The sequence below is a fragment of the Streptomyces sp. NPDC091649 genome, from assembly GCF_044756785.1.
Lineage (GTDB): Bacteria > Actinomycetota > Actinomycetes > Streptomycetales > Streptomycetaceae > Streptomyces.
In genome coordinates this window covers 16,272-34,261 of sequence record NZ_JBIVTR010000008.1, presented here as the reverse complement: position 1 = coordinate 34,261, position 17,990 = coordinate 16,272, and the positions used below count along the sequence as shown (strand labels likewise).

Here is a 17,990-nt window from a genome sequence, read left to right as displayed (position 1 = left end):
CCTCATCGGCATCCGTACCCCCGCCGACGTCCGCCCCGACGCCCTAGGCTGCCCGGCGTGACCCTCCTTCTTCCCGCGCTCCAGTCCCCCACCGGCCCGGCAGCCTCCCGGGAGGCCGTCCGCTTCGGTGACCTCACCCTGACCTACGGCCGGCTGGCCGACGCCTCCGCCGCGCTCGCCGCCCGCCTCGCGGGCGGGGGCCGGATCGCCGTCTGGGCCACCCCGACACCGGAGACGGTGATCGCGGTGGTGGCGGCGCTGCGGGCCGGGGTACCGGCCGTGCCGGTCAACCCCCGTACCGGCGAACGCGAGTTGGCGCACATCCTGGCGGACAGCGAGCCAACGGCCGTGCTGGCGGGGCCGGACGTCGAGCTGCCGCCCGCGCTGGAGAAGCCGCGGCGTGTGACGGTCGACGCGCGCGCGGACGCCGAAGCCGCGGAAGAGCACACGGCGGGCGGGACCGGCCCCGAGGACCCCGCCCTCATCGTCTACACCTCCGGCACCACCGGACCGCCCAAGGGCGCCGTTCTGCCGCGCCGGGCCATCGCCGCGTCGCTGGACGCGCTGGAGGACGCCTGGGGGTGGACCGGCGACGACGTCCTGGTCCACGCGCTGCCGCTGTTCCACGTCCACGGGCTGATCCTGGGCGTCCTCGGCCCCCTGCGGCGGGGCGGCTCCCTGCGCCACCTGGGGACGTTCTCGCCCGCCGGTGTGACCCGTGAGCTGGACTCCGGCGGCACCATGCTCTTCGGGGTGCCGACGATGTACCACCGGCTGGCGGAGGCGCTGGACGGCCCGGCGGGCGGGGCGGAGCGCGGCTCCCCGGCGAGCGGCGCCGAACGGGACGCGCTGGCCGGGGCGCTGGCCGGGGCCCGGCTGCTGGTCTCCGGTTCGGCCGCGCTGCCCGCGCACGACCACGAACGCATCGCGACGGCGACCGGGCGGCGGGTGATCGAGCGGTACGGGATGACGGAGACCCTGATGAACACGGGGATCCGGGCGGACGGCGCGCCGCGCCCGGGGACTGTGGGCCCGCCGCTCGCCGGGGTGGAGCTGCGGCTGGTGGAGGAGGACGGCACGGTGCTGGACGCCGCCGGGGCGATCGGCGAGATCCAGGTGCGGGGCCCGAACCTCTTCACCGGCTACCTCAACCGGCCCGACGCCACCGCCGCCGCGCACACGGCGGACGGCTGGTTCCGTACGGGGGACGTCGGCACGGTGGACGCGGACGGCTACGTCACCCTCGTCGGGCGCAGGGCCACCGACCTGATCAAGAGCGGCGGTTACAAGATCGGCGCGGGCGAGATCGAGAACGCGCTGCTCGCCCACCCCGGGGTCCGGGAGGCGGCCGTGACCGGCGAGGAGGACCCCGACCTCGGCGAACGGGTCGTGGCCTGGGTCGTCGCGGCGGACCCGGGCTCCCCGCCGTCCGCCGAGGAGCTGGCGGACCACGTGGCGGCCCAGCTGGCCCCGCACAAGCGCCCGCGCACCGTGCGCTATCTGGACGCCCTGCCCCGCAACGATCTGGGCAAGATCATGAAGAGGTCGCTCCATGTCCGCTGACTCCCCCGCCCGGGCCACGGCCCGGGAGATGATCGCGCTGCTCACCGGCGCGGACGGCTTCGCCGAGCACCGCCCGCCGCCGCACCCGCTGCCACCGGACGGGCCGCTCGGCTGGGCGGGGTACGACGCGGCGCGGGAGCGGGCGGCGGCGCGGACCGGCGAGGAGGAGTCCGTGGTGTACGGCACCGGGGCGGTCGGCGACCGCGCGTGCGTGCTGCTCTCCTTCGAATTCGGTTTCCTCGGCGGTTCGCTGGGACGGCTGACGGGCGACCGCCTGGCCGCCGCCTACGAGCTGGCCCTGACCCGGCGGCTGCCGCTGCTCGCGCTCGTCACCACGGGCGGCAGCCGGATGCAGGAGGGCATGGTCGCGCTCACCCAGCTCCAGCGGGTGGCCGCCGCCTCGGCCCGGCTGCGCGCGGCAGGGCTCCCGCAGATCGCGGTGGTCCGCGACCCGACGACCGGCGGCGGCTGGGCCACGGTGGGGGCGGGCGCCGATGTGGTGCTGGCGCTGCCGGGCGCGCAGATCGGCTTCGCCGGGTCCCGGGTGCGGCCGCCGGACGCGGACCCGCACGCGTACAGCGCCGAGGGGCAGTTCACGGCGGGCCAGGTGGACGCGGTCGTCCCGCCCGGGGAGCTGGCCGCCGCGGTGACGCACTGGCTGCGCGCGCTGGGCCCGCACGGTGCGCTCCCCGCCGCCCCGGTGCCGCGCGCGCTGTCGGCGGCCCGGCTTCCGGAGACCGGACGGGAGGCGGTGGCACGGGCGCGCGGTTCCCGGCGGCCCCGCGCGCGGGCGTACCTGGCCGACTACTTCGCCCTGCGGCTCCCCCTCCACGGGGACCGGTGCGGGGGCACGGACCCGGGACTGCTGTGCGGTTTCGGGCTGCGCCCGGACGGGCTGCCCGTCGCGTACGTCGCCCAGTGCGGGACGCCGACCCGCCCCGCCGGATACCGTACGGCGGCCCGGACCGTCCGGCTGGCGGACCGGCTCGGCGTCCCCGTCCTCACCCTGGTCGACACCCCGGGCGCGGCGAACGACGCCGAGGCGGAGCGGTCGGGCGCGGGCGCCGCCATCGCGGACACCTTCGCGGCCATCGCGGCGGCCCGGGTGCCGGTGACGACGCTGGTAATCGGCGAGGGCGGCTCGGGCGGGGCGCTGGCGCTCGCGGCGCCGGACAACACCCATGTCACGGCGGACAGTTACTTCTCCGTCATCGCCCCGGAACTGGCCGCCGCGATCCTCAAGCGGCCGCCGTCGGAGAGCGGTGCCACCGCCGACCAGTTGCGACTGCGCCCGCAGGACCTCCTGGACCTGGGCTTCGCCCGCTCGATCGTCGGCTGAGCGGGAGGCCGGGGCCGGCCCGGTCCGAGCCGCGGGTCACGGCCGGGGGAACGCCGGACACGGTCACGGCTGCGGGTCGTGCGCGTCGTAGCGGGCGAAGGCACGCCACTTCAGCGCGAGCAGGGTCACGCCGACGACGCACAGGACGCCGCCGCCGGTGACGGCGACGGTGGGGGCGGCGAGGTCGGCGACGGTGCCCGCCAGGAAGTCCCCGAGCCGGGGGCCGCCCGCCACGACGACGATGAAGACGCCCTGGAGCCGGCCGCGCATCTCGTCGGGCGCGGCCGCCTGGAGCATCGTGTTGCGGAAGACCATGGAGATGGTGTCCGCGCACCCGGCGAGCGCCAGGAACAGCAGCCCGAGCCAGAGGTTCCGGGTGAGCCCGAAGACGGCGATGGCGGCGCCCCAGGAGCCGACTGCCAGCAGGACCGCGAGTCCGTGCCGCCGGATCCGGCCGAGCCAGCCGGAGAACACCCCGGCGAGCAGCATGCCGAAGGCCGGGGCGGCGACGAGCAGCCCCGTGGTCCGCGCGTCGCCCCCGTACCAGAGGACGGCGACGACCGGGAAGAGGGCGCGGGGGTGGGCGAGCACCATCGCGCACAGGTCGGTGAAGAAGGTCATCCGCAGGTTGGGCCGGGTCCCGAGGAACCGCAGCCCGTCCCGTACCGAGGCCCGCTTGCCCGTATCGCCCTCGCGCCGGTCGGGCAGCATCGAGGGCAGCCGCCACATGGTGTACAGGGAGACCGCGAAGGTGGCGACGTCGACGGAGTACGCGGCGCGGTAGCCCCACCAGCCGACGATCAGACCGCCCAGCATCGGCCCGACGAGCGCGCCCGTGGTGCTGGTCATGGAGTTCAGCGCGTTGGCGGCGGGCAGCTGTTCGGCCGGCAGCAGCCGGGCGATCATCGAGGAGCGGGCCGGGGCGTTGAGGGCGAAGCAGACGGCCTGGAGGGCGACGACCGCGTACAGCAGCCCGACCCGCTCGATGCCCGCGACCGTCGCCGCCACCAGGACGACGGAGAGGGCGAACGATCCGAGGGCGCTGAACAGGCCGAGCTTGCGCCGGTCCACGCTGTCGGCGACGGCCCCGCCGTAGAGGCCGAAGACGACGAGCGGCACGAGCGAGCAGAACCCGATGAGCCCCACGGAGAACGCCGACCCGGTGATCTCGTAGACCTGGAGCGAGACCGCCAGCGCCGTCATGCCCTGGCCGATCCACGAAACGGTGTTCCCGAACCAGAGCCGCCGGTAGTCGGGCGAGAGCCGCAGCGGCGTGAGGTCGGCGAGTATGCGGTTGCGGCGTGCGGGCGGTTCGGTCGTTTCGGTCACAGAGGATGGTAGCCAGCGCCTCTCCGGCGGGCCGGTGTCACCCCGCCGGCGCCCGGGAGGCCGGCCGCCCCACCAGGGAGTCCCACAGGGCCACGGCGTGGCCCACGGTGGAGCGGAGCTGCTCCAGGGCACGCCGTCGCGGGCCTCGACCGAGAGACCGTGCAGGACGGTCGCGTAGAAGGCGGCGACCGAGCGGACGTCCGTGCCCGGGGCAGCCACCCTCGGTCGACGGCGGCTACACCGCCTGACCCGCGCCGGGGCGGGCCGGTGGGCGGGGCCTCCCCCGCGGCCGGACGCCCCCTTCGGGAGGCGTCCCCCACCCGGTTCCTACCATGCCCGTATGAAACATCCCCTCCCGCTGGACCAGTGGGAACAGCGCACACGTACCCCTCTGCTGGTGCTGGCCGTACTGTTCGCCCTCGCCTACACCGTCCCCATCCTCGCCCCGGACGCCCCGGCCTGGACGCACACGGCGTGCCGGGCGGCGGAGTGGGCGGTGTGGGCGGCGTTCGCCGGGGACTACGTGACGCGGCTGCTGCTCGCGCCCCGGAGATGGGCGTTCGTCCGGGGGCACCCGCTGGACCTGCTGGCCGTGGTCCTGCCGCTGGTGCAGCCGCTGCGCCTGCTGCGACTGGTGTCCACACTGCTGCTGGTGGGCCGACGGGCCAGGCACGCGCCGCAGATCACGATGACCGTCTACGTCGCCGGCACCGTCGTCGGCCTCATGATGTTCGGCTCGCTCGCGGTGCTCCAGGTCGAGCGGGAGGCGCCGAGCGGCAACATCCGCACGATCGGGGACGCGGTGTGGTGGTCGTTCACCACCATGACGACGGTGGGGTACGGGGACCTGGCGCCCACCACCGGACTCGGCCGGCTGCTCGCGGTGGGGCTGATGCTCTCCGGCATCGCACTGCTCGGTGTCGTGACGGCGAACATCGCGGCCTGGTTCATCTCGCGATTCGAACGGGACAACGCCGAGGGAAGGAAGCAGACGGCCCTCCTGGAAGCGCTGACCGCGGAGGTCGTCGCTCTGCGGGCCGAGGTGGCGGGCCTGGCGGGCACCTCCGGGCGCGAAGCTCCGAAGGTGCCCGGCCCCAACTCCGCCGGACCCGGTACGCACCCGGTCCGGCACGCGGTCGCGGACGAGTAGGACGAGTAGGACGACGCTACCGCCGGGACCCGGTCACTCGGCCGGGTGGGCGTCGGGCGACGTCCGCTCCGGAGGATCGGGGTGCTTCCTCAGCCGGAGGATGGCGGTGACCAGCCCGCCCCAGACGATGAGAATGGCGATGATCATCATGACGATGGCGCTGGTGGACATCAGCGGTCCTTCCGGTCGGCTGGCGACTCCGTGTCCAGGTCGATGTCCTCGCCACCGGCCGGCCACGGCATCAGCGCGAGGATCACTCCGACCAGCAGGGCTCCGATGGCGACGCTCCAGCCCGCGGAGAGCAGGAACCCGGTCGAGTAACCCTCGTAGTTCTCCTGGAACTCGGCCCGCAGGCTGTCGACCATCATCCAGCCCAGCACCACCGGCGTGATGACGCCGAGGCAGATACGCCACCAGTGGCCGAGCCGGATGGCGGACGTGGCGTCGGCGTTCCGCTGGAGGCCGGGGAGCTGCCGCAGCACCCAGACGATGACGATCAGCCCGACGAGGGCGGCCAGCGCGATGCCGTACTGGTTGATGAAGTGGTCGGACGCGTCGAGCAGATAGATGCCGGACTCGCTGGGGAAGATCAGGATCGACACCAGCGCGACCAGTCCGCCGATGCCCAGGACCGCCGGCATGCGGCGCATCCCGGTCCGGTCCTGCACGGCTGAGACGACCACCTGCACGATGGAGATCAGCGAGGAGAGTCCCGCGATCACCAGGGAGCCGAAGAACAGCACGCCGAAGAGGCCGCCGAGCGGCATCTCCGAGATCACCGCGGGGAAGGCGACGAACGCCAGCCCGATGCCCGCGCCGGCGACCTCGTCGACGCCGACCCCCGAAGCGGTCGCCAGGTAGCCGAGGGTCGCGAAGACCCCGATGCCCGCGAGGATCTCGAAGGAGCTGTTGGCGAAGCCCGCCACCATCGCGGAGCCCGTCAGGTCGGCCCGGCGCCCCAGGTACGAGGCGTACGTGACCATGATGCCGAAGCCGATGGACAGCGAGAAGAAGATCTGTCCGTAGGCGGCGACCCAGACGCTGCCGTTGCCGAGTTCCGACCAGTTCGGCGTGAAGAGGGCGTCGAGTCCGAGCGCGGCCCCGTCCAGCGTGAGCGCGCGGACCACCAGCGCCGCGAACAGGACGAAGAGCAGGGGGATGAACACCTTGTTGGCGCGCTCGATGCCCCGCCGGATACCGAACGCCAGGATGGCCAGTACGACCACCCACACGGCGATGAGGGGCCAGAACACCCCCGGCACGAAGCCGTCGAGGAAGCTGGGGGTCTCCGGCGCCCGCAGGAAGTCGCCGAAGAGGAACGCCTCCGGGTCGTCACCCCACTGCTGGCCCACGGAGAAGCCCACGTAGCGCACGGCCCAGGCGATGATGACGGCGTAGTAGGTCGCGATCACGAACGAGATCACGACCTGCCACCATCCGATGACCTCCGCCGGCCGTGCCATCCTGCGCAGCGCGGCCGGGGGCGACAGGCGGTACTTGCGCCCGATGGTGTACTCCATGATCAGCAGCGGGATGCCCGCTGTGAGGAGTGCGATGAGGTAGGGCAGCAGGAAGGCGCCGCCGCCGTTCTCGTAGGCGATGGCGGGGAACCGCCAGATATTGCCCAGCCCGACGGCCGAACCGATGGCGGCCAGCAGAAAGCCGGTGCGGGTGGCCCATTGCTCACGTGGCTGCTCTGTCATATGCGGTCCTCGGATCTCCTCATGCCGCTGCGGATCAAACTGAGGGCACGTTAGCGCGGAGAAGGGTCCGTCGGCACGGTGACCGGGCCCGGGAGATGGCAGCGGCACGGCCGGGGCCCGGCATCGACGGGTCGCCGTCACCCGAAGGGCCGTCCAGCCCGCCCGTCGGCGCGGCCGGGCGGCGGCGGTGGGCGAGGCCCACGGGGCCGGGGGCCGGAGGCCGGAGGGAAGCCGACCGGTCGTGGGAGTCCGGCGCGTCCCGGGCGGCGATACTCGTGGGAAGTCCGGGCGAGGCCGGGGCGGCGACCGGGCTGGCGTGCGGGGTCCGGAGAACCGGGTAACGTCTTTGTCATGTTCTTCCAGACGCCGATTTACGAGTGAGAGCGTGATGGGCCTCTGCTGACGTCCTTCGACGTCGCCGCCCGTCCCCCACCGACACATCCGTAGATCACTCCACATCATTACCGGGAGAACCCGTGACCGTGAGCAAGAACATCAACAACCCCGTGGGCATGGGCGGCGGCCAGCGCAAGAAGCTGTCCCGCGCCGAACGGCAGAACAACGGTCCGCACCGCAACCTCGACCGCCGGGGGGCGGCCGACCAGAAGGCGGAGCTGGTACGCAAGATGCGCGAGAGGGCGGGCGCCGCCGAGGGCTCCGGGCCGACGGGCGACGCCTCCGCACAGAGCTGACGGGCCCCGGAACGGCACGGGGGCCATGGAAAACGGCCCCCCGCCACGCCCTGCCGACACAATTTGAGCCAGGCCGCCGCAATCGTCGCGGCCACGGTGCATGACCTCCTACGATGGCGGTCGCGCCGTTCCGGCGTCGCGGCGGAGGTGGTGCGGACGTCGCTCCGCCTCCGGCCTGACGAGTCGGTCTCGCTGCCGCACGGGCAGAGGCGCGAAGGGTTCGAGCGATACAGGGGGCGGAGTATGGGGTCCGAGCTTTCCGAACGGGAAGAGGCCGAGCGGGTCGCGGGGCTGACAGCGGCGCAGGAGAAGGCCATGGCCCTCTTCGCCGAGGTGGAGGCACGCGGCCTGGTCGCTCCGGGCGTCGGGGAGCGGGCGGCGAGCGATCAGATCCGGGATCTCGCCAACGCGATGTTCGGCACCACCAAGCACTGGCACAAGCGCATCGTCCGTTCCGGCGTGAACACCCTGCGCCCCTACCAGGACAATCCACCGGATCGCGTCATCAGCGACGACGATGTCGCCTTCGTCGACTTCGGCCCGATCTTCGAGGAGTACGAGGCGGACTTCGGCCGCACGTACGTTCTCGGCGACGACCCGGACAAGCTCCGGCTGTTGCGGGACCTGCCGCAGGTCTTCGACGCGGGGCGCGCGGTGTTCGCGGCGGATCCGGACATCACCGGCCGGCAGCTCTTCGTCGCCGTCGAGCGGTTGGCGAAGGAGGCGGGCTGGGAGATCGGCACCTGGCACACCGGTCATCTCGTCGGTGAGTTCCCGCACGAGCTGAACGACGGTGCGAGGACGAACTCCTACATCACCCCGGACAACACCAGTCCCCTTCGCCGGACCGACCGCAGGGGGCGGACCTGTCACTGGATCCTGGAGTTGCATTTCGTGGACCGGCAACGCGAATTCGGTGGCTTCTACGAGCAACTGCTGGACCTCGCCTAAGGGTTGTCCCGCGATCCCTGGTGGATCGGCGCGCGGCGTCGGATGCGGTGCGTCGCAAGGCGGAGGGGCGTCCGCATGCCGGATGTCTGTGGATGTTCCGACAACGCGGCGAGGTGCCGTAGCCGTCGTCGTGCGCCCGCCAGGGGTTGCGGGACACCCTTAGCGTCGGCGGAGGGCGAGGCCGGTGAACGCCCCGTACCGGGTCAGTCCACCTCCAGGCTGCGAAGGAGCAGGCCCGAGGCGGGCTTCGGCCCGAAGGACGTCGTCTTCCGCGGCATCATGACTCCCTCGCGGGCGAGCGTGCGGACGAGTTCCTCGCGCACGGGATGCAGGATGACGGCGGTGGCCCGGTGGAGTTCGGCCTGTCGCACCACTTCTTCCGTGTCGTGCACGTACGCGGTGTCCCGCGGGGTGTCCGGGATTCCCCATACGTGGGCGAGGAGGGTCTCGTGCAGGACCGCGGCGTCCAGAGTGCGCCACGTTTCGGGGCGGTCCCGCCTGACCGTGCGGGACAGGAGCGCCGGATCGGGTCTGTCGAGAAGGTGGAAGTCCCCGTCACCGGCGAGGAGGAAGGCGTTTCCGGCGGTCTTCGCCTCGCCGAGTGCCTGAAGGGCGCCGGTCAGGGAGGTCCGGAGGCGCCGCACGCGGAAGAAGGGGCTTGCCTTCGTCAGTGCGACGGAGACCGGCATCCGGTGCAGGAGGCGGTGGATGGCGCGGACCTTGAGCGGGTGACGTGCCGTGTCCACCAGGAGCACGAGTCCGTGGTCCCACGGGCCGGGGGCGGCGTGCTCCTGCTGGAGGCGCAGGTAGGTGGCCCAGCGGTGGTGGCCGTCCGCTATGAGGGCCTGGTGGCCCGCCAGATCGTCGATGACTTCGGCGAGTTCGCCGGGGTCGGTGATCGCCCACAGCCGGTGGTGGAAGCCGTCTTCCGTGGTGGTGGCCAGGAGGGGGCGTGTCGCGGCCGTGCGCTCGATCACGGCCGCGGCGCCCGCCGTCCCCGTGGTGCCGCGGTAGGTGAGGAGCAGGGGTTCCAGGTTGGCGGCCGTGGCGCGCATCAGGGCGGCGCGGTCCTCGACGACGTGCGGCATGACCTCTTCGTGGGGCAGCACCACGCCTTCGGCCGGGCCGGAGAGCGCGAGCGCGCCGATGACGCCGCGCTGGAGGAGGTCTCCGGAGGATTGCTCGTACACGTAGAGCGCCGGCCGCGGGTCGGGGGCGAGGACGCCGGCGGCGAGCCAGTCGCGCAGGGTCTCGGCGGCCAGTTCGTGGCGCTCGGCGGGGCTTTCGGCCTGCGGAAGGATGAGCCGCACGATGTTGTTCGGGTCCGCCGACTCCAGGTGTCGCAGGCCGTCCGGCCGTGTGACGACGTCGTAGGGCGGTGAGGTCACGGCCGCCAGGTCGCCGACCGCGTCCGGGACGTAGCGAAGGCCGCGCAGCGGGGACAGTCGCAGGCCCTGCCTTTCGCCCGGTCCGCGGGCCGGGTCCCCGACGGTGCGCCGGGCGGTGCCGGAGAGGGATGTCATTCAGCTCACCTCCTGTGCGCCGGCCAGATGGGGCACGGCTTGGAGCAGTCGGACGGACCAGGACTGTTCTGCCGCTCGAAAGGTGTCGGCCAGCGCCCGGAAGACGAGGGCGGTCGAGGTGGCGCCCGGGTCCTGGTGGCCGATGCTTCGCAGCCCGAGATAGGAAGCGCGGCCCTTGGCTGCCTGGAGGGGGACGGTGGCGCGCATGCCCGCCTCGGCCGCGCTCGCGGCGGCCTGGCTGGCCGGGCCGAAGCCGGCGGCGGCGGCGTGGCGGAAGGCGGCCACGGCCGGTGCGTAGGCGTCGACCATGGTCTTGTCCCCCGGCGTGGCGGCGCCCAGTACCTGGATGCGGTCGAGCCCCGCTTGCAGCGCGGCAGCGAACTCATCGGGGTTCACCGTGTCGGTGTCTGGTAATGCTGAGCCTGTGGCGAACAGGGCGCTGCCGTAGAGAGGGCCTGCGGCACCCCCTATCTCCGACATGAACAGTCGGCCTGTTGAGGAAAGGATGCTGGCGGGCGTGCCACTGAGGTGCAGCCCCTGCCTGATGACGGTGTGGGCTCGGGCGAAGCCGCGGCTGAGGTTGACGCCGTGGTCCGCGTCCCCGATGGCGGCGTCCAGCTCCGTCAGGTGGTCGCGTTGCCGGCTGATGAGCTTGTTGGCACTGCTCATCCACTCCCGGGCGAGTGTGACGTTCACTGGCTGTTCTCTCCTCGTGGGCCGTCGTAGCGCGCTGAGCTGGGGGTCACTGGGGACGAGAGGCTCTCGAACAAAGGTGGCGTAAGTTCGGTAGTGGTGAACGGTGTTCATCAAAACGTACGCACAGCATGGCGTCAAGGACGACCTTGGTGGGCCAGCGCCTGACTTGATTCGATCTACCATTTCCTATTGCTGAACAGTGTTCGGTTGTCTTACGCTGCGGAAGCCAAGTCGCCGGCGCCACATTCTTCATGGGCCACATGCCACAGGCACAGGCCCTCTCCCGCTGACCGACCGTGTCTCAGCCACCGCACGGGTCAGCTCCCGCCCGGCGAGCCGCTTCCGCCCCACAGCCGGGCCCCGAAGCGACGACCACCTCCGCCGCAGTCCTGTTCCAGCACAAGGAGAGCCCCGCCATGACCAGTCGGCGTCGCGAAGCCAGGTCTTCCGCGTTGCCCCGAAAGAACCTCTCGCCCCTCCGGACGGTTCGCTCCGACCGCCTCGGGAGGGCCCACGGACCGTGCGCGTCGCCGCTTCCCGGTCCTCCGACGTGAGCTTGGCCAGAAAGCACCGCCTCGCCTGCACGTCAGCAGATTTCCGCACAGCCAACCGGCCGTCTCTCCAAGACCAGAAAGAGAAGACTCATGTCGCGCAGACAGTCCGCCCGGGGCCGGTGGATCGAAGGCTGGAACCCCGAGGACGAGGACTTCTGGGACCGTTCCGGCAGACGCATCGCCCGCCGCAACCTGTGGCTGTCCGTCCTGACCGAGCACATCGGCTTCTCGGTCTGGAGCATGTGGTCGGTCCTGGTGTTGTTCATGTCACCGGACATCGGGCTCGGCTTCGCGCCCGGTGAGAAGTTCCTGCTGGTGATCACGCCCACCCTCGTCGGCGCCCTGTTACGGCTGCCCTACAGCTACGCCGTGACCCGCTTCGGCGGACGCAACTGGACCGTGTTCGCCTCACTGCTCCTCCTCGTGCCGACGGGGTCCGCCGTCCACTTCGTCCAGCAGCCCGGCACCCCCCTGTGGGTGTTCGTGGTCATCGCCGCCTCGGCAGGGGTGGGGGGCGGCAACTTCGCCTCCTCCATGACCAACATCACCACCTTCTTCCCGCAGCGGCACCAGGGCTGGGCCCTGGGCCTCAACGCCGGGGGCGGCAACCTGGGCGTCGCCGTCATCCAGCTGCTGGGGCTGCTGGTCATCGCCACCGCCGGCGACACCCACCCCTCCTACGTCGCCGCCGCCTACCTCCCCCTGATCGCGCTGGTCTCCCTTCTGGCTGCCCTGCTCATGGACAACGTCGACGCGGTACGCGCCGCGCCGGGCACACAGCTGGAGGCCGTCCGTCACCGCGGCACCTGGTGGATCTCACTGCTCTACGTCGGGACGTTCGGGTCGTTCATCGGGTACGGCTTCGCCTTCGGCCTGGTGCTGCAGAGCCAGTTCGGCTCCACGCCCCTCGAAGCGGCGTCCTTCACCTTCCTCGGTCCCCTGCTGGGTTCGGTGGCCCGGCCCCTGGGAGGCCGGATGGCCGACCGGTGGGGCGGCGCCCGGATCACACTGGTGACCTTCATGGGGATGGCCGGGGGGACGGTGCTCCTGATCCTCGCCTCGTACACGAAGACGTTCTCCCTGTTCGTCGCGGGATTCACCGCCCTGTTCGTGCTCAGCGGCATCGGCAGCGGGTCCACCTTCAAGCTGATCCCGGCCCTGTTCGCCAAGAACGCCGAAGAGGCGGTCGCCGCGGGCCACGACGCACGGGTCGAGTTCGAACGCTCCAGGAGGCTGAGCGGCGCCGTGCTCGGCATCGCCGGAGCGGTGGGAGCCCTGGGCGGAGTCGCGATCAACCTCGTCTTCCGCGCCTCGTACAGCGGCCCGGACAGCAGCGGCACTCCCGCCTTCGTCGCCTTCCTCGCCTACTACGCGCTGTGCATGGTCGTCGTCCGAACCGCGTTCATGCGCGGCGAGCGCCGGCGACCGCAGGAGCTGGACGCCCTGCCGAAGCATCCGTCACGCGTCCGCTGAGCCCCGCACACCGATCGGTTTTCATCACATGAAAGGAAGTGAACTGGACGCATGCCTGTTATCTCAGCAGCCCACGACCTGCTGGACAGTGACGTGTACCTCGATCTGCGCACCAGTCTCGGCATCCCGCTCGTCCTCAAGTGCGAGGGCTTCAACTTCGCCGGATCGATCAAGATGCAGCCGGCCGCCTGGATGGTCGAGGCCGCACAGCACAACGGCACACTGGGGCCGGACTCCACGCTCATCGAGTCCTCCTCCGGGAACCTCGGCGTGGCCCTGTCGGTGATAGCCGCGTCGAAGGCGCTGAAGTTCGTCTGTGTGACCGACATCAACTGCAATCCGGCGACCGTCGCTCTCATGCGGGCTCTGGGGACCGAGGTCGTGGTCCTCGACGAGCCCGACGCCTCGGGCGGGTTCCTGGCGGCACGACGGTCCTACGTACGGCAACGGTGCGCCGAGGACCCGGGCTACCTGTGGCTCAACCAGTACGAGAACCCGGCCAACTGGATGTCCCACTACGAGACGACCGCCGCGCTGATCGCCAAGGACTTCCCCGATCTCGACACCCTGTTCGTCGGCGCGGGCACCGGGGGCACGCTCATGGGCTGCGCGCGGTACTTCCGTGTCCACCGGCCCCACGTGCGCATCATCGCCGTCGACAGCGTCGGTTCCGTCAGCTTCGCCGGAACACCGGGACCACGCCACATCCCCGGGCTCGGCGCGGGCGCGCCCATGCCGCTGATCGATCCGTCGCTCACGGAGGGCCTGATCGACGAGGTGATGCGGGTCCACGAGATCGACACGATCCACACCTGCCGGCAGCTGGCGGCCCGGGGCATCCTGCTCGGCGGCTCCTCGGGAACCGTGGTCTCCGCCGCCTCCCAGTGGCTCGCCCAGTACCCCGCCGGCAGTGCCGTCGCGATCGCCCCCGACCTGGGCGAGCGCTACATCAACACCATCTACAACGACGCCTGGGTCAGTGACCACTACGGCCAGGTCGACATCCGCGAACTTCTGGAGAGCATATGAACGAGCAAGTGGGCATCCCCCGGTTCGGCGTGGTGCCGGGCATAGCCGTGCACCGGGTGCTCGACGGGCGCCAGCCCGAGATCATCGACCTGGTCGAGCAGGCGTACCGCCTGCACGGTGAGGCGCAGACCGTCAATCCGCCCTCCTATTTCCTGCGCTTCCCCGACCGCCCCTCCGCCCGCATCATCGCGCTGCCGGCGTCGGTCGGCGGCGAGCGGCCGGTGGACGGCATCAAGTGGATCTCCAGCTTCCCCTCCAACCTGGAGCGGGGCATTCCGCGGGCCTCCGCCGTACTGATCCTCAACGATCCGGCCACCGGGTACCCCTACGCGTGCCTGGAGAGCTCCATCATCAGCGCGGTGCGCACGGCCGCGTCCGCCGCGGTGGCTGCTCGCGCGCTGCTCGCGGACCGTCCGCGACCGCGACGGATCGGGTTCCTCGGTACCGGGCTGATCGCCCGCTATCTGCACCAGTACCTGTCCACGCTCGGCTGGAAGCCCGAGGAACTCGGCGTGTACGACCTGTCCGAGCGGTACGCGCTGGACTTCGCCGGGCATCTGCGGGAGTCCCCCGGGGACGCGTCGGTCCGGGTGTACGGAAGTTCCGAGGAGCTCATCCGGGCCAGCGACGTGGTCGTCCTCGCCACCACGGCGGCGGAACCGCACGTGACGGACCCGGCCTGGTTCGATCACCATCCGCTCGTACTGCACGTCTCGCTGCGCGACCTGAGCACCGAGGTCATCCTCGACAGCTTCAACGTCGTGGACGACGTCGAGCACGTGCTCAAGGCCGGCACCTCGGTCCACCTGGCCGAACAGAGCACCGGCGGCCGGGACTTCCTCGCCGGCACCCTCTTCGACGTACTCACAGGACGGCTCGCCGTTCCGGCGGACCGCACCGTGGTCTTCTCCCCGTTCGGCCTGGGCGTGCTGGACATGGCCGTCGGGGAGCACGTGTTCCGTCGTGCCGGGGAAGCCGGTGAGGTCACGGCCGTCGACGGCTTCTTCCACGACCTGGCCCGCCATGCCGCCCCCCGCACCGAGGGCGGTGCCCGGTGACCGCGGCACAGGGCTCCGCCGCGCCGGGGCGGGTGTGGGCCGACCTTCCCCTGGCGGCCGGCACGGTGGACCGGGCCAACAGCCTGGCGCTGCGCCGCTCCCGCTCCCTGGACACCGGCACGGCGCTCCTCGATCACGTCATCCGCCACGCCGAGACGGACCCGGGACGCACCGCCGTGGTCGACGGCGAGCGCGCCCTCACCTACCGCACCCTGGTCGAGGACGTGGGGGCGGTCCGCGGCCTGCTGCTCGCCCGCGGGGTCGGGGCCGGCGACGTCGTGGCAGCGGTCGGCACACGGAGCCTGGAGACCCCCGTGGTCTTCCTGGCCCTGGAGAGCATCGGCGCCTCGTACCTTCCCGTCGACCCCGCGTGGCCTGCGGTTCGTGTGCGCGACGTCCTCGGCCGGGCCGCGGCACGGCTGCTGCTCGACTACACGGGAGCCGAGGAGGCGGCCAACGCGGCCCGTTCGGCCGCGGCGGCGGAGAACGTCGGGCTCCTGGTGCTGCCGACCGAGCGCCATGGCCACGCCTTACCCGAGCGGAGCGGGTCCGACCGCTCGTACGAGACGCGCTACACGATCTTCACCTCGGGGACCACTGGGCATCCCAAGGGAGCGACCGTCGAGCACCAGGGCATGCTCAACCACCTCTGGGCCAAGGTGCACGACCTGTCCCTGAGCCCGGACGACGCGGTGGCCTTCACGGCGCCGCTGGTGTTCGACATCTCGATCTGGCAGATGCTGTGCCCGCTCCTGATCGGCGGGCGCACCGTGGTGATCAGGGACTCCGCCCTGCGCCTGCCGCGCTGGCTCATCGGTGCGCTGGACGCCGCCGAGGTCAGTGTCGTGGAACTGGTTCCGACCGTGGTGGGCTGGCTGGTCGACGAGGTCAAGCGAACCGGTGGAGCTACGCTCGGGTCGCTGCGCAGGCTCCTGTCCACCGGTGAGGAACTGCACCCCGGGCTCGCCGCCCGCGTCCTGGACGCGCTCCCCGGTGTCATGGTCGTCAACGCGTACGGCCCCACGGAGTGCTCCGACGACATCACCCACCACGTGGTGACACAGGCCGATCTCGCGCGGGGCCGGATTCCCGTCGGCTCGCCCGTGGACAACGCCTCTCTGTATCTGCTCGTGCAGGAGCAGGACTCCTCCTGGCGGGCGGCCGGGCCCGGTGAGACGGGTGAGCTGTTCGTCGGCGGCGTCTGTGTGGGTCTCGGTTATCTCAACGACCCCGAGGTCACCGGGCGGGCGTTCTTCCGCGATCCGTTCGACCCGCTGTCGCCGACCGGCAGGCTCTACCGAACCGGCGACCTCGCCAGCTTCGACGCCGGTCTCGTCCACTACTCCGGCCGGAGCGACCGTCAGGTCAAGGTCGCCGGCGTGCGTATGGAACTCGACGAGATCGAAGCCGTACTCAGCCGGCATCCCGGTGTCGAACGGTGCGCGGTGGTCGTCTCGGGAGACGGCGACCACAGTGAACTCGTCGGCCACTACTCCGTACGCACACCGGTCTCACCCGAGGAGCTCCAGAAGTCCCTCGACGCGGTCCTGCCCCCTGCCATGGTGCCTCGGCGCTGGCACAGGTGGGATGCCCTGCCCCTCACCCAGAACGGGAAGATCGATCACCGGGCGCTCAGGGCAGCCGGTACGACTTCCGGGGAAGAGACATCATGACCGGACGGACGACCGAGGCCACGCACGCCGGACCCGAGACCCCTCAGGCTCCGCCCGCGGCGGGCATGAGCCTTCAGGAGCGGGTCGCCGCCGTGGCGCTGGCCGCCGAGGAGCACCTGCCCCGCACCGAACGCGAGGCGGCCTTCCCCGAGGAGGCGCTGGCGCAGATGCGCCGTACGGGACTGCTCGGGCTGCTCGTGCCCCGAGCGGAGGGAGGGCTCGGCGGGAGCGTCGCCGATCTGGTCGACGTCACTCTCGCTCTCGGCCGTACCGACATGTCGATGGCCATGATCTTCGCGATGCACTGTCAGCAGTCGCAGGCGATCGTGGCGCACGCCCGGTCGCCGCTGCGTGAGGAGCTGCTGCCCAAGCTCGGCGCCGGCGAGCTGTACCTGGCGTCGGTGACGACCGAGCCCGGGAAGGGCGGTCACCTCTTCAAGTCCTACGCCCAGATGCCGGCCGTCGGCGGGACGCTGGAGATCGACAGGACCGCGCCGATCGTGACGGGCGGAACCCAGGCGGACGGTTTCCTGATCACCATGCTCAGCCCGTCCGCCACGGCCGACCATCATGTCTCGCTCGTGTACGCGCACCGTGATCAGCTGGAGGTGCGGGCGTCGGGCGAGTGGAACCCGATGGGCATGCGTTCGAGCCACAGTCTGCCGCTGAGGCTGACGGGAACGATCCCCGCTCACCAGGTGCTCGGTGAGCACGGCGGCTTCCACCGGATCGCCCAGTCGGTGTTCGGGCCGCTGGCCCATCTGGGCTGGTCCGCGGCGTGGCTGGGTACCGCGGCGGGCGCACTCTCCAGGGTGGTGCGCATGATGCGCGACCCGGCCGGCCGCAATCGGTTCGACCTCGGCTCGGAGCTGCTGCTGACCAGGCTGTCGCGGGCCCGGCAGCGGCTGGACACCGTCCACGCCCTCCTGCGGCGCACGCAGCACCTGGTCCGGACGGAGGCGGACCTGTCCGCGCCCCGCAGCCAGCTGCTGCTGAATTCCCTGAAGATCACGGCCGCCGAGGAATGCTATGCCGCGGTGAACGATCTGATCGATGCCGTCGGCCTGCGTCACGGCTATCTCAAGGACTCGCCGACCGGCCTGGAAAAGGCGCTGCGCGATCTGCGTTCGGCGGCCCTGAACTACAGCAACGACAGGCTGCACATGGCCGATGGTCAGCTCTGCCTGCTCGACCCCGAGGTCAATTTCGGCTGACCTTCTCCATACCGTTGTGCGAATATCGCTTCACTGTTAGGGT

Annotated in this window: 15 protein-coding genes; 10 read left to right on the top strand and 5 right to left on the bottom strand. The window is 71.5% G+C overall.

The features are described 5' to 3' along the window. The first annotated feature begins 57 nt into the window (after nt 1–57). Together ACIQMU_RS16025 and ACIQMU_RS16020 are read left to right on the top strand one after the other, a co-directional pair. Nucleotides 58–1,563, top strand: a complete 1,506-nt coding sequence (locus ACIQMU_RS16025; protein ID WP_352243227.1) for an acyl-CoA synthetase — start codon at nt 58–60, stop codon at nt 1,561–1,563. Beyond that, nucleotides 1,553–2,902 (top strand): carboxyl transferase domain-containing protein, encoded by a 1,350-nt coding sequence (locus tag ACIQMU_RS16020; RefSeq protein ID WP_352243228.1) that lies wholly within the window; start codon nt 1,553–1,555, stop codon nt 2,900–2,902. The genes ACIQMU_RS16025 and ACIQMU_RS16020 overlap by 11 nt, the downstream gene beginning before the upstream one ends. Before the next feature lie 63 nt (nt 2,903–2,965). Here ACIQMU_RS16020 and ACIQMU_RS16015 read toward each other — a convergent pair whose 3' ends face one another. After that, on the bottom strand, nt 2,966–4,231 hold the full coding sequence (locus ACIQMU_RS16015) for an MFS transporter (protein ID WP_402689037.1): 1,266 nt from the start codon (nt 4,229–4,231) through the stop codon (nt 2,966–2,968). Nucleotides 4,232–4,571: 340 nt separating this feature from the next. Between ACIQMU_RS16015 and ACIQMU_RS16010 the strand changes: the two genes are divergently transcribed. Then, nucleotides 4,572–5,381, top strand: a complete 810-nt coding sequence (locus ACIQMU_RS16010; RefSeq protein ID WP_352243230.1) for an ion channel — start codon at nt 4,572–4,574, stop codon at nt 5,379–5,381. A 33-nt stretch (nt 5,382–5,414) separates the two neighbouring features. Here ACIQMU_RS16010 and ACIQMU_RS16005 read toward each other — a convergent pair whose 3' ends face one another. Then, a complete protein-coding gene (locus tag ACIQMU_RS16005; protein WP_352243231.1) occupies nt 5,415–5,552 on the bottom strand; it encodes a methionine/alanine import family NSS transporter small subunit in 138 nt (45 codons plus the stop codon). Beyond that, nucleotides 5,552–7,084: a sodium-dependent transporter gene (locus tag ACIQMU_RS16000; RefSeq protein ID WP_352243232.1), complete on the bottom strand. Its 1,533-nt coding sequence runs from the start codon at nt 7,082–7,084 to the stop codon at nt 5,552–5,554. Before ACIQMU_RS16000 ends, ACIQMU_RS16005 begins: the two co-directional genes overlap by 1 nt. A gap of 476 nt (nt 7,085–7,560) precedes the next feature. Between ACIQMU_RS16000 and ACIQMU_RS15995 the strand changes: the two genes are divergently transcribed. Both ACIQMU_RS15995 and ACIQMU_RS15990 read left to right on the top strand, forming a co-directional pair. Beyond that, on the top strand, nt 7,561–7,776 hold the full coding sequence (locus tag ACIQMU_RS15995) for a DUF6243 family protein (RefSeq protein WP_352243233.1): 216 nt from the start codon (nt 7,561–7,563) through the stop codon (nt 7,774–7,776). A gap of 243 nt (nt 7,777–8,019) precedes the next feature. Continuing rightward, nucleotides 8,020–8,727, top strand: a complete 708-nt coding sequence (locus tag ACIQMU_RS15990) for a M24 family metallopeptidase (protein WP_352243234.1) — start codon at nt 8,020–8,022, stop codon at nt 8,725–8,727. A 203-nt stretch (nt 8,728–8,930) separates the two neighbouring features. Here the strand turns inward: ACIQMU_RS15990 and ACIQMU_RS15985 are convergent, their stop codons facing one another. Beyond that, nucleotides 8,931–10,250 (bottom strand): DUF1015 domain-containing protein, encoded by a 1,320-nt coding sequence (locus tag ACIQMU_RS15985; RefSeq protein ID WP_352243235.1) that lies wholly within the window; start codon nt 10,248–10,250, stop codon nt 8,931–8,933. Then, nucleotides 10,251–10,919: a dihydroxyacetone kinase subunit DhaL gene (gene dhaL, locus ACIQMU_RS15980; protein WP_402689120.1), complete on the bottom strand. Its 669-nt coding sequence runs from the start codon at nt 10,917–10,919 to the stop codon at nt 10,251–10,253. It lies immediately after the preceding gene. A 671-nt stretch (nt 10,920–11,590) separates the two neighbouring features. On the opposite strand from dhaL, the gene ACIQMU_RS15975 reads away from it, so the two are divergent. Genes ACIQMU_RS15975 through ACIQMU_RS15955 form a run of 5 tightly spaced genes read left to right on the top strand, consistent with a single transcriptional unit; the run spans nt 11,591 to nt 17,947 of the window. Beyond that, nucleotides 11,591–12,973 carry a nitrate/nitrite transporter gene (locus ACIQMU_RS15975; RefSeq protein ID WP_352243237.1) on the top strand — a complete coding sequence of 461 codons (1,383 nt, stop codon included), beginning with the start codon at nt 11,591–11,593 and terminating at the stop codon, nt 12,971–12,973. A 51-nt stretch (nt 12,974–13,024) separates the two neighbouring features. Next, nucleotides 13,025–14,002 (top strand): 2,3-diaminopropionate biosynthesis protein SbnA, encoded by a 978-nt coding sequence (sbnA, locus tag ACIQMU_RS15970; RefSeq protein WP_352243238.1) that lies wholly within the window; start codon nt 13,025–13,027, stop codon nt 14,000–14,002. Beyond that, complete coding sequence (sbnB, locus tag ACIQMU_RS15965) at nt 13,999–15,060, top strand: 2,3-diaminopropionate biosynthesis protein SbnB (RefSeq protein ID WP_402689036.1); 1,062 nt, start codon at nt 13,999–14,001, stop codon at nt 15,058–15,060. The genes sbnA and sbnB overlap by 4 nt, the downstream gene beginning before the upstream one ends. Further along, a complete protein-coding gene (locus ACIQMU_RS15960) occupies nt 15,057–16,733 on the top strand; it encodes an amino acid adenylation domain-containing protein (protein WP_352243240.1) in 1,677 nt (558 codons plus the stop codon). Before sbnB ends, ACIQMU_RS15960 begins: the two co-directional genes overlap by 4 nt. After that, nucleotides 16,730–17,947 (top strand): acyl-CoA dehydrogenase family protein, encoded by a 1,218-nt coding sequence (locus ACIQMU_RS15955; protein ID WP_352243241.1) that lies wholly within the window; start codon nt 16,730–16,732, stop codon nt 17,945–17,947. Before ACIQMU_RS15960 ends, ACIQMU_RS15955 begins: the two co-directional genes overlap by 4 nt. Nucleotides 17,948–17,990 lie beyond the last annotated feature (43 nt).

What these genes read in the sequence shown, in the direction of transcription:
- ACIQMU_RS16020 (WP_352243228.1), top strand. Translation starts at nt 1,553, where the DNA reads ATGTCCGCTGACTCCCCCGCCCGGGCCACGGCCCGGGAGATGATCGCG.
- ACIQMU_RS16010 (WP_352243230.1), top strand. Translation starts at nt 4,572, where the DNA reads ATGAAACATCCCCTCCCGCTGGACCAGTGGGAACAGCGCACACGTACC.
- ACIQMU_RS16005 (WP_352243231.1), bottom strand. Translation starts at nt 5,552, where the DNA reads ATGTCCACCAGCGCCATCGTCATGATGATCATCGCCATTCTCATCGTC.
- ACIQMU_RS16000 (WP_352243232.1), bottom strand. Translation starts at nt 7,084, where the DNA reads ATGACAGAGCAGCCACGTGAGCAATGGGCCACCCGCACCGGCTTTCTG.
- ACIQMU_RS15990 (WP_352243234.1), top strand. Translation starts at nt 8,020, where the DNA reads ATGGGGTCCGAGCTTTCCGAACGGGAAGAGGCCGAGCGGGTCGCGGGG.
- ACIQMU_RS15985 (WP_352243235.1), bottom strand. Translation starts at nt 10,250, where the DNA reads ATGACATCCCTCTCCGGCACCGCCCGGCGCACCGTCGGGGACCCGGCC.
- dhaL (WP_402689120.1), bottom strand. Translation starts at nt 10,919, where the DNA reads ATGAGCAGTGCCAACAAGCTCATCAGCCGGCAACGCGACCACCTGACG.
- ACIQMU_RS15975 (WP_352243237.1), top strand. Translation starts at nt 11,591, where the DNA reads ATGTCGCGCAGACAGTCCGCCCGGGGCCGGTGGATCGAAGGCTGGAAC.
- sbnA (WP_352243238.1), top strand. Translation starts at nt 13,025, where the DNA reads ATGCCTGTTATCTCAGCAGCCCACGACCTGCTGGACAGTGACGTGTAC.
- sbnB (WP_402689036.1), top strand. Translation starts at nt 13,999, where the DNA reads ATGAACGAGCAAGTGGGCATCCCCCGGTTCGGCGTGGTGCCGGGCATA.
- ACIQMU_RS15955 (WP_352243241.1), top strand. Translation starts at nt 16,730, where the DNA reads ATGACCGGACGGACGACCGAGGCCACGCACGCCGGACCCGAGACCCCT.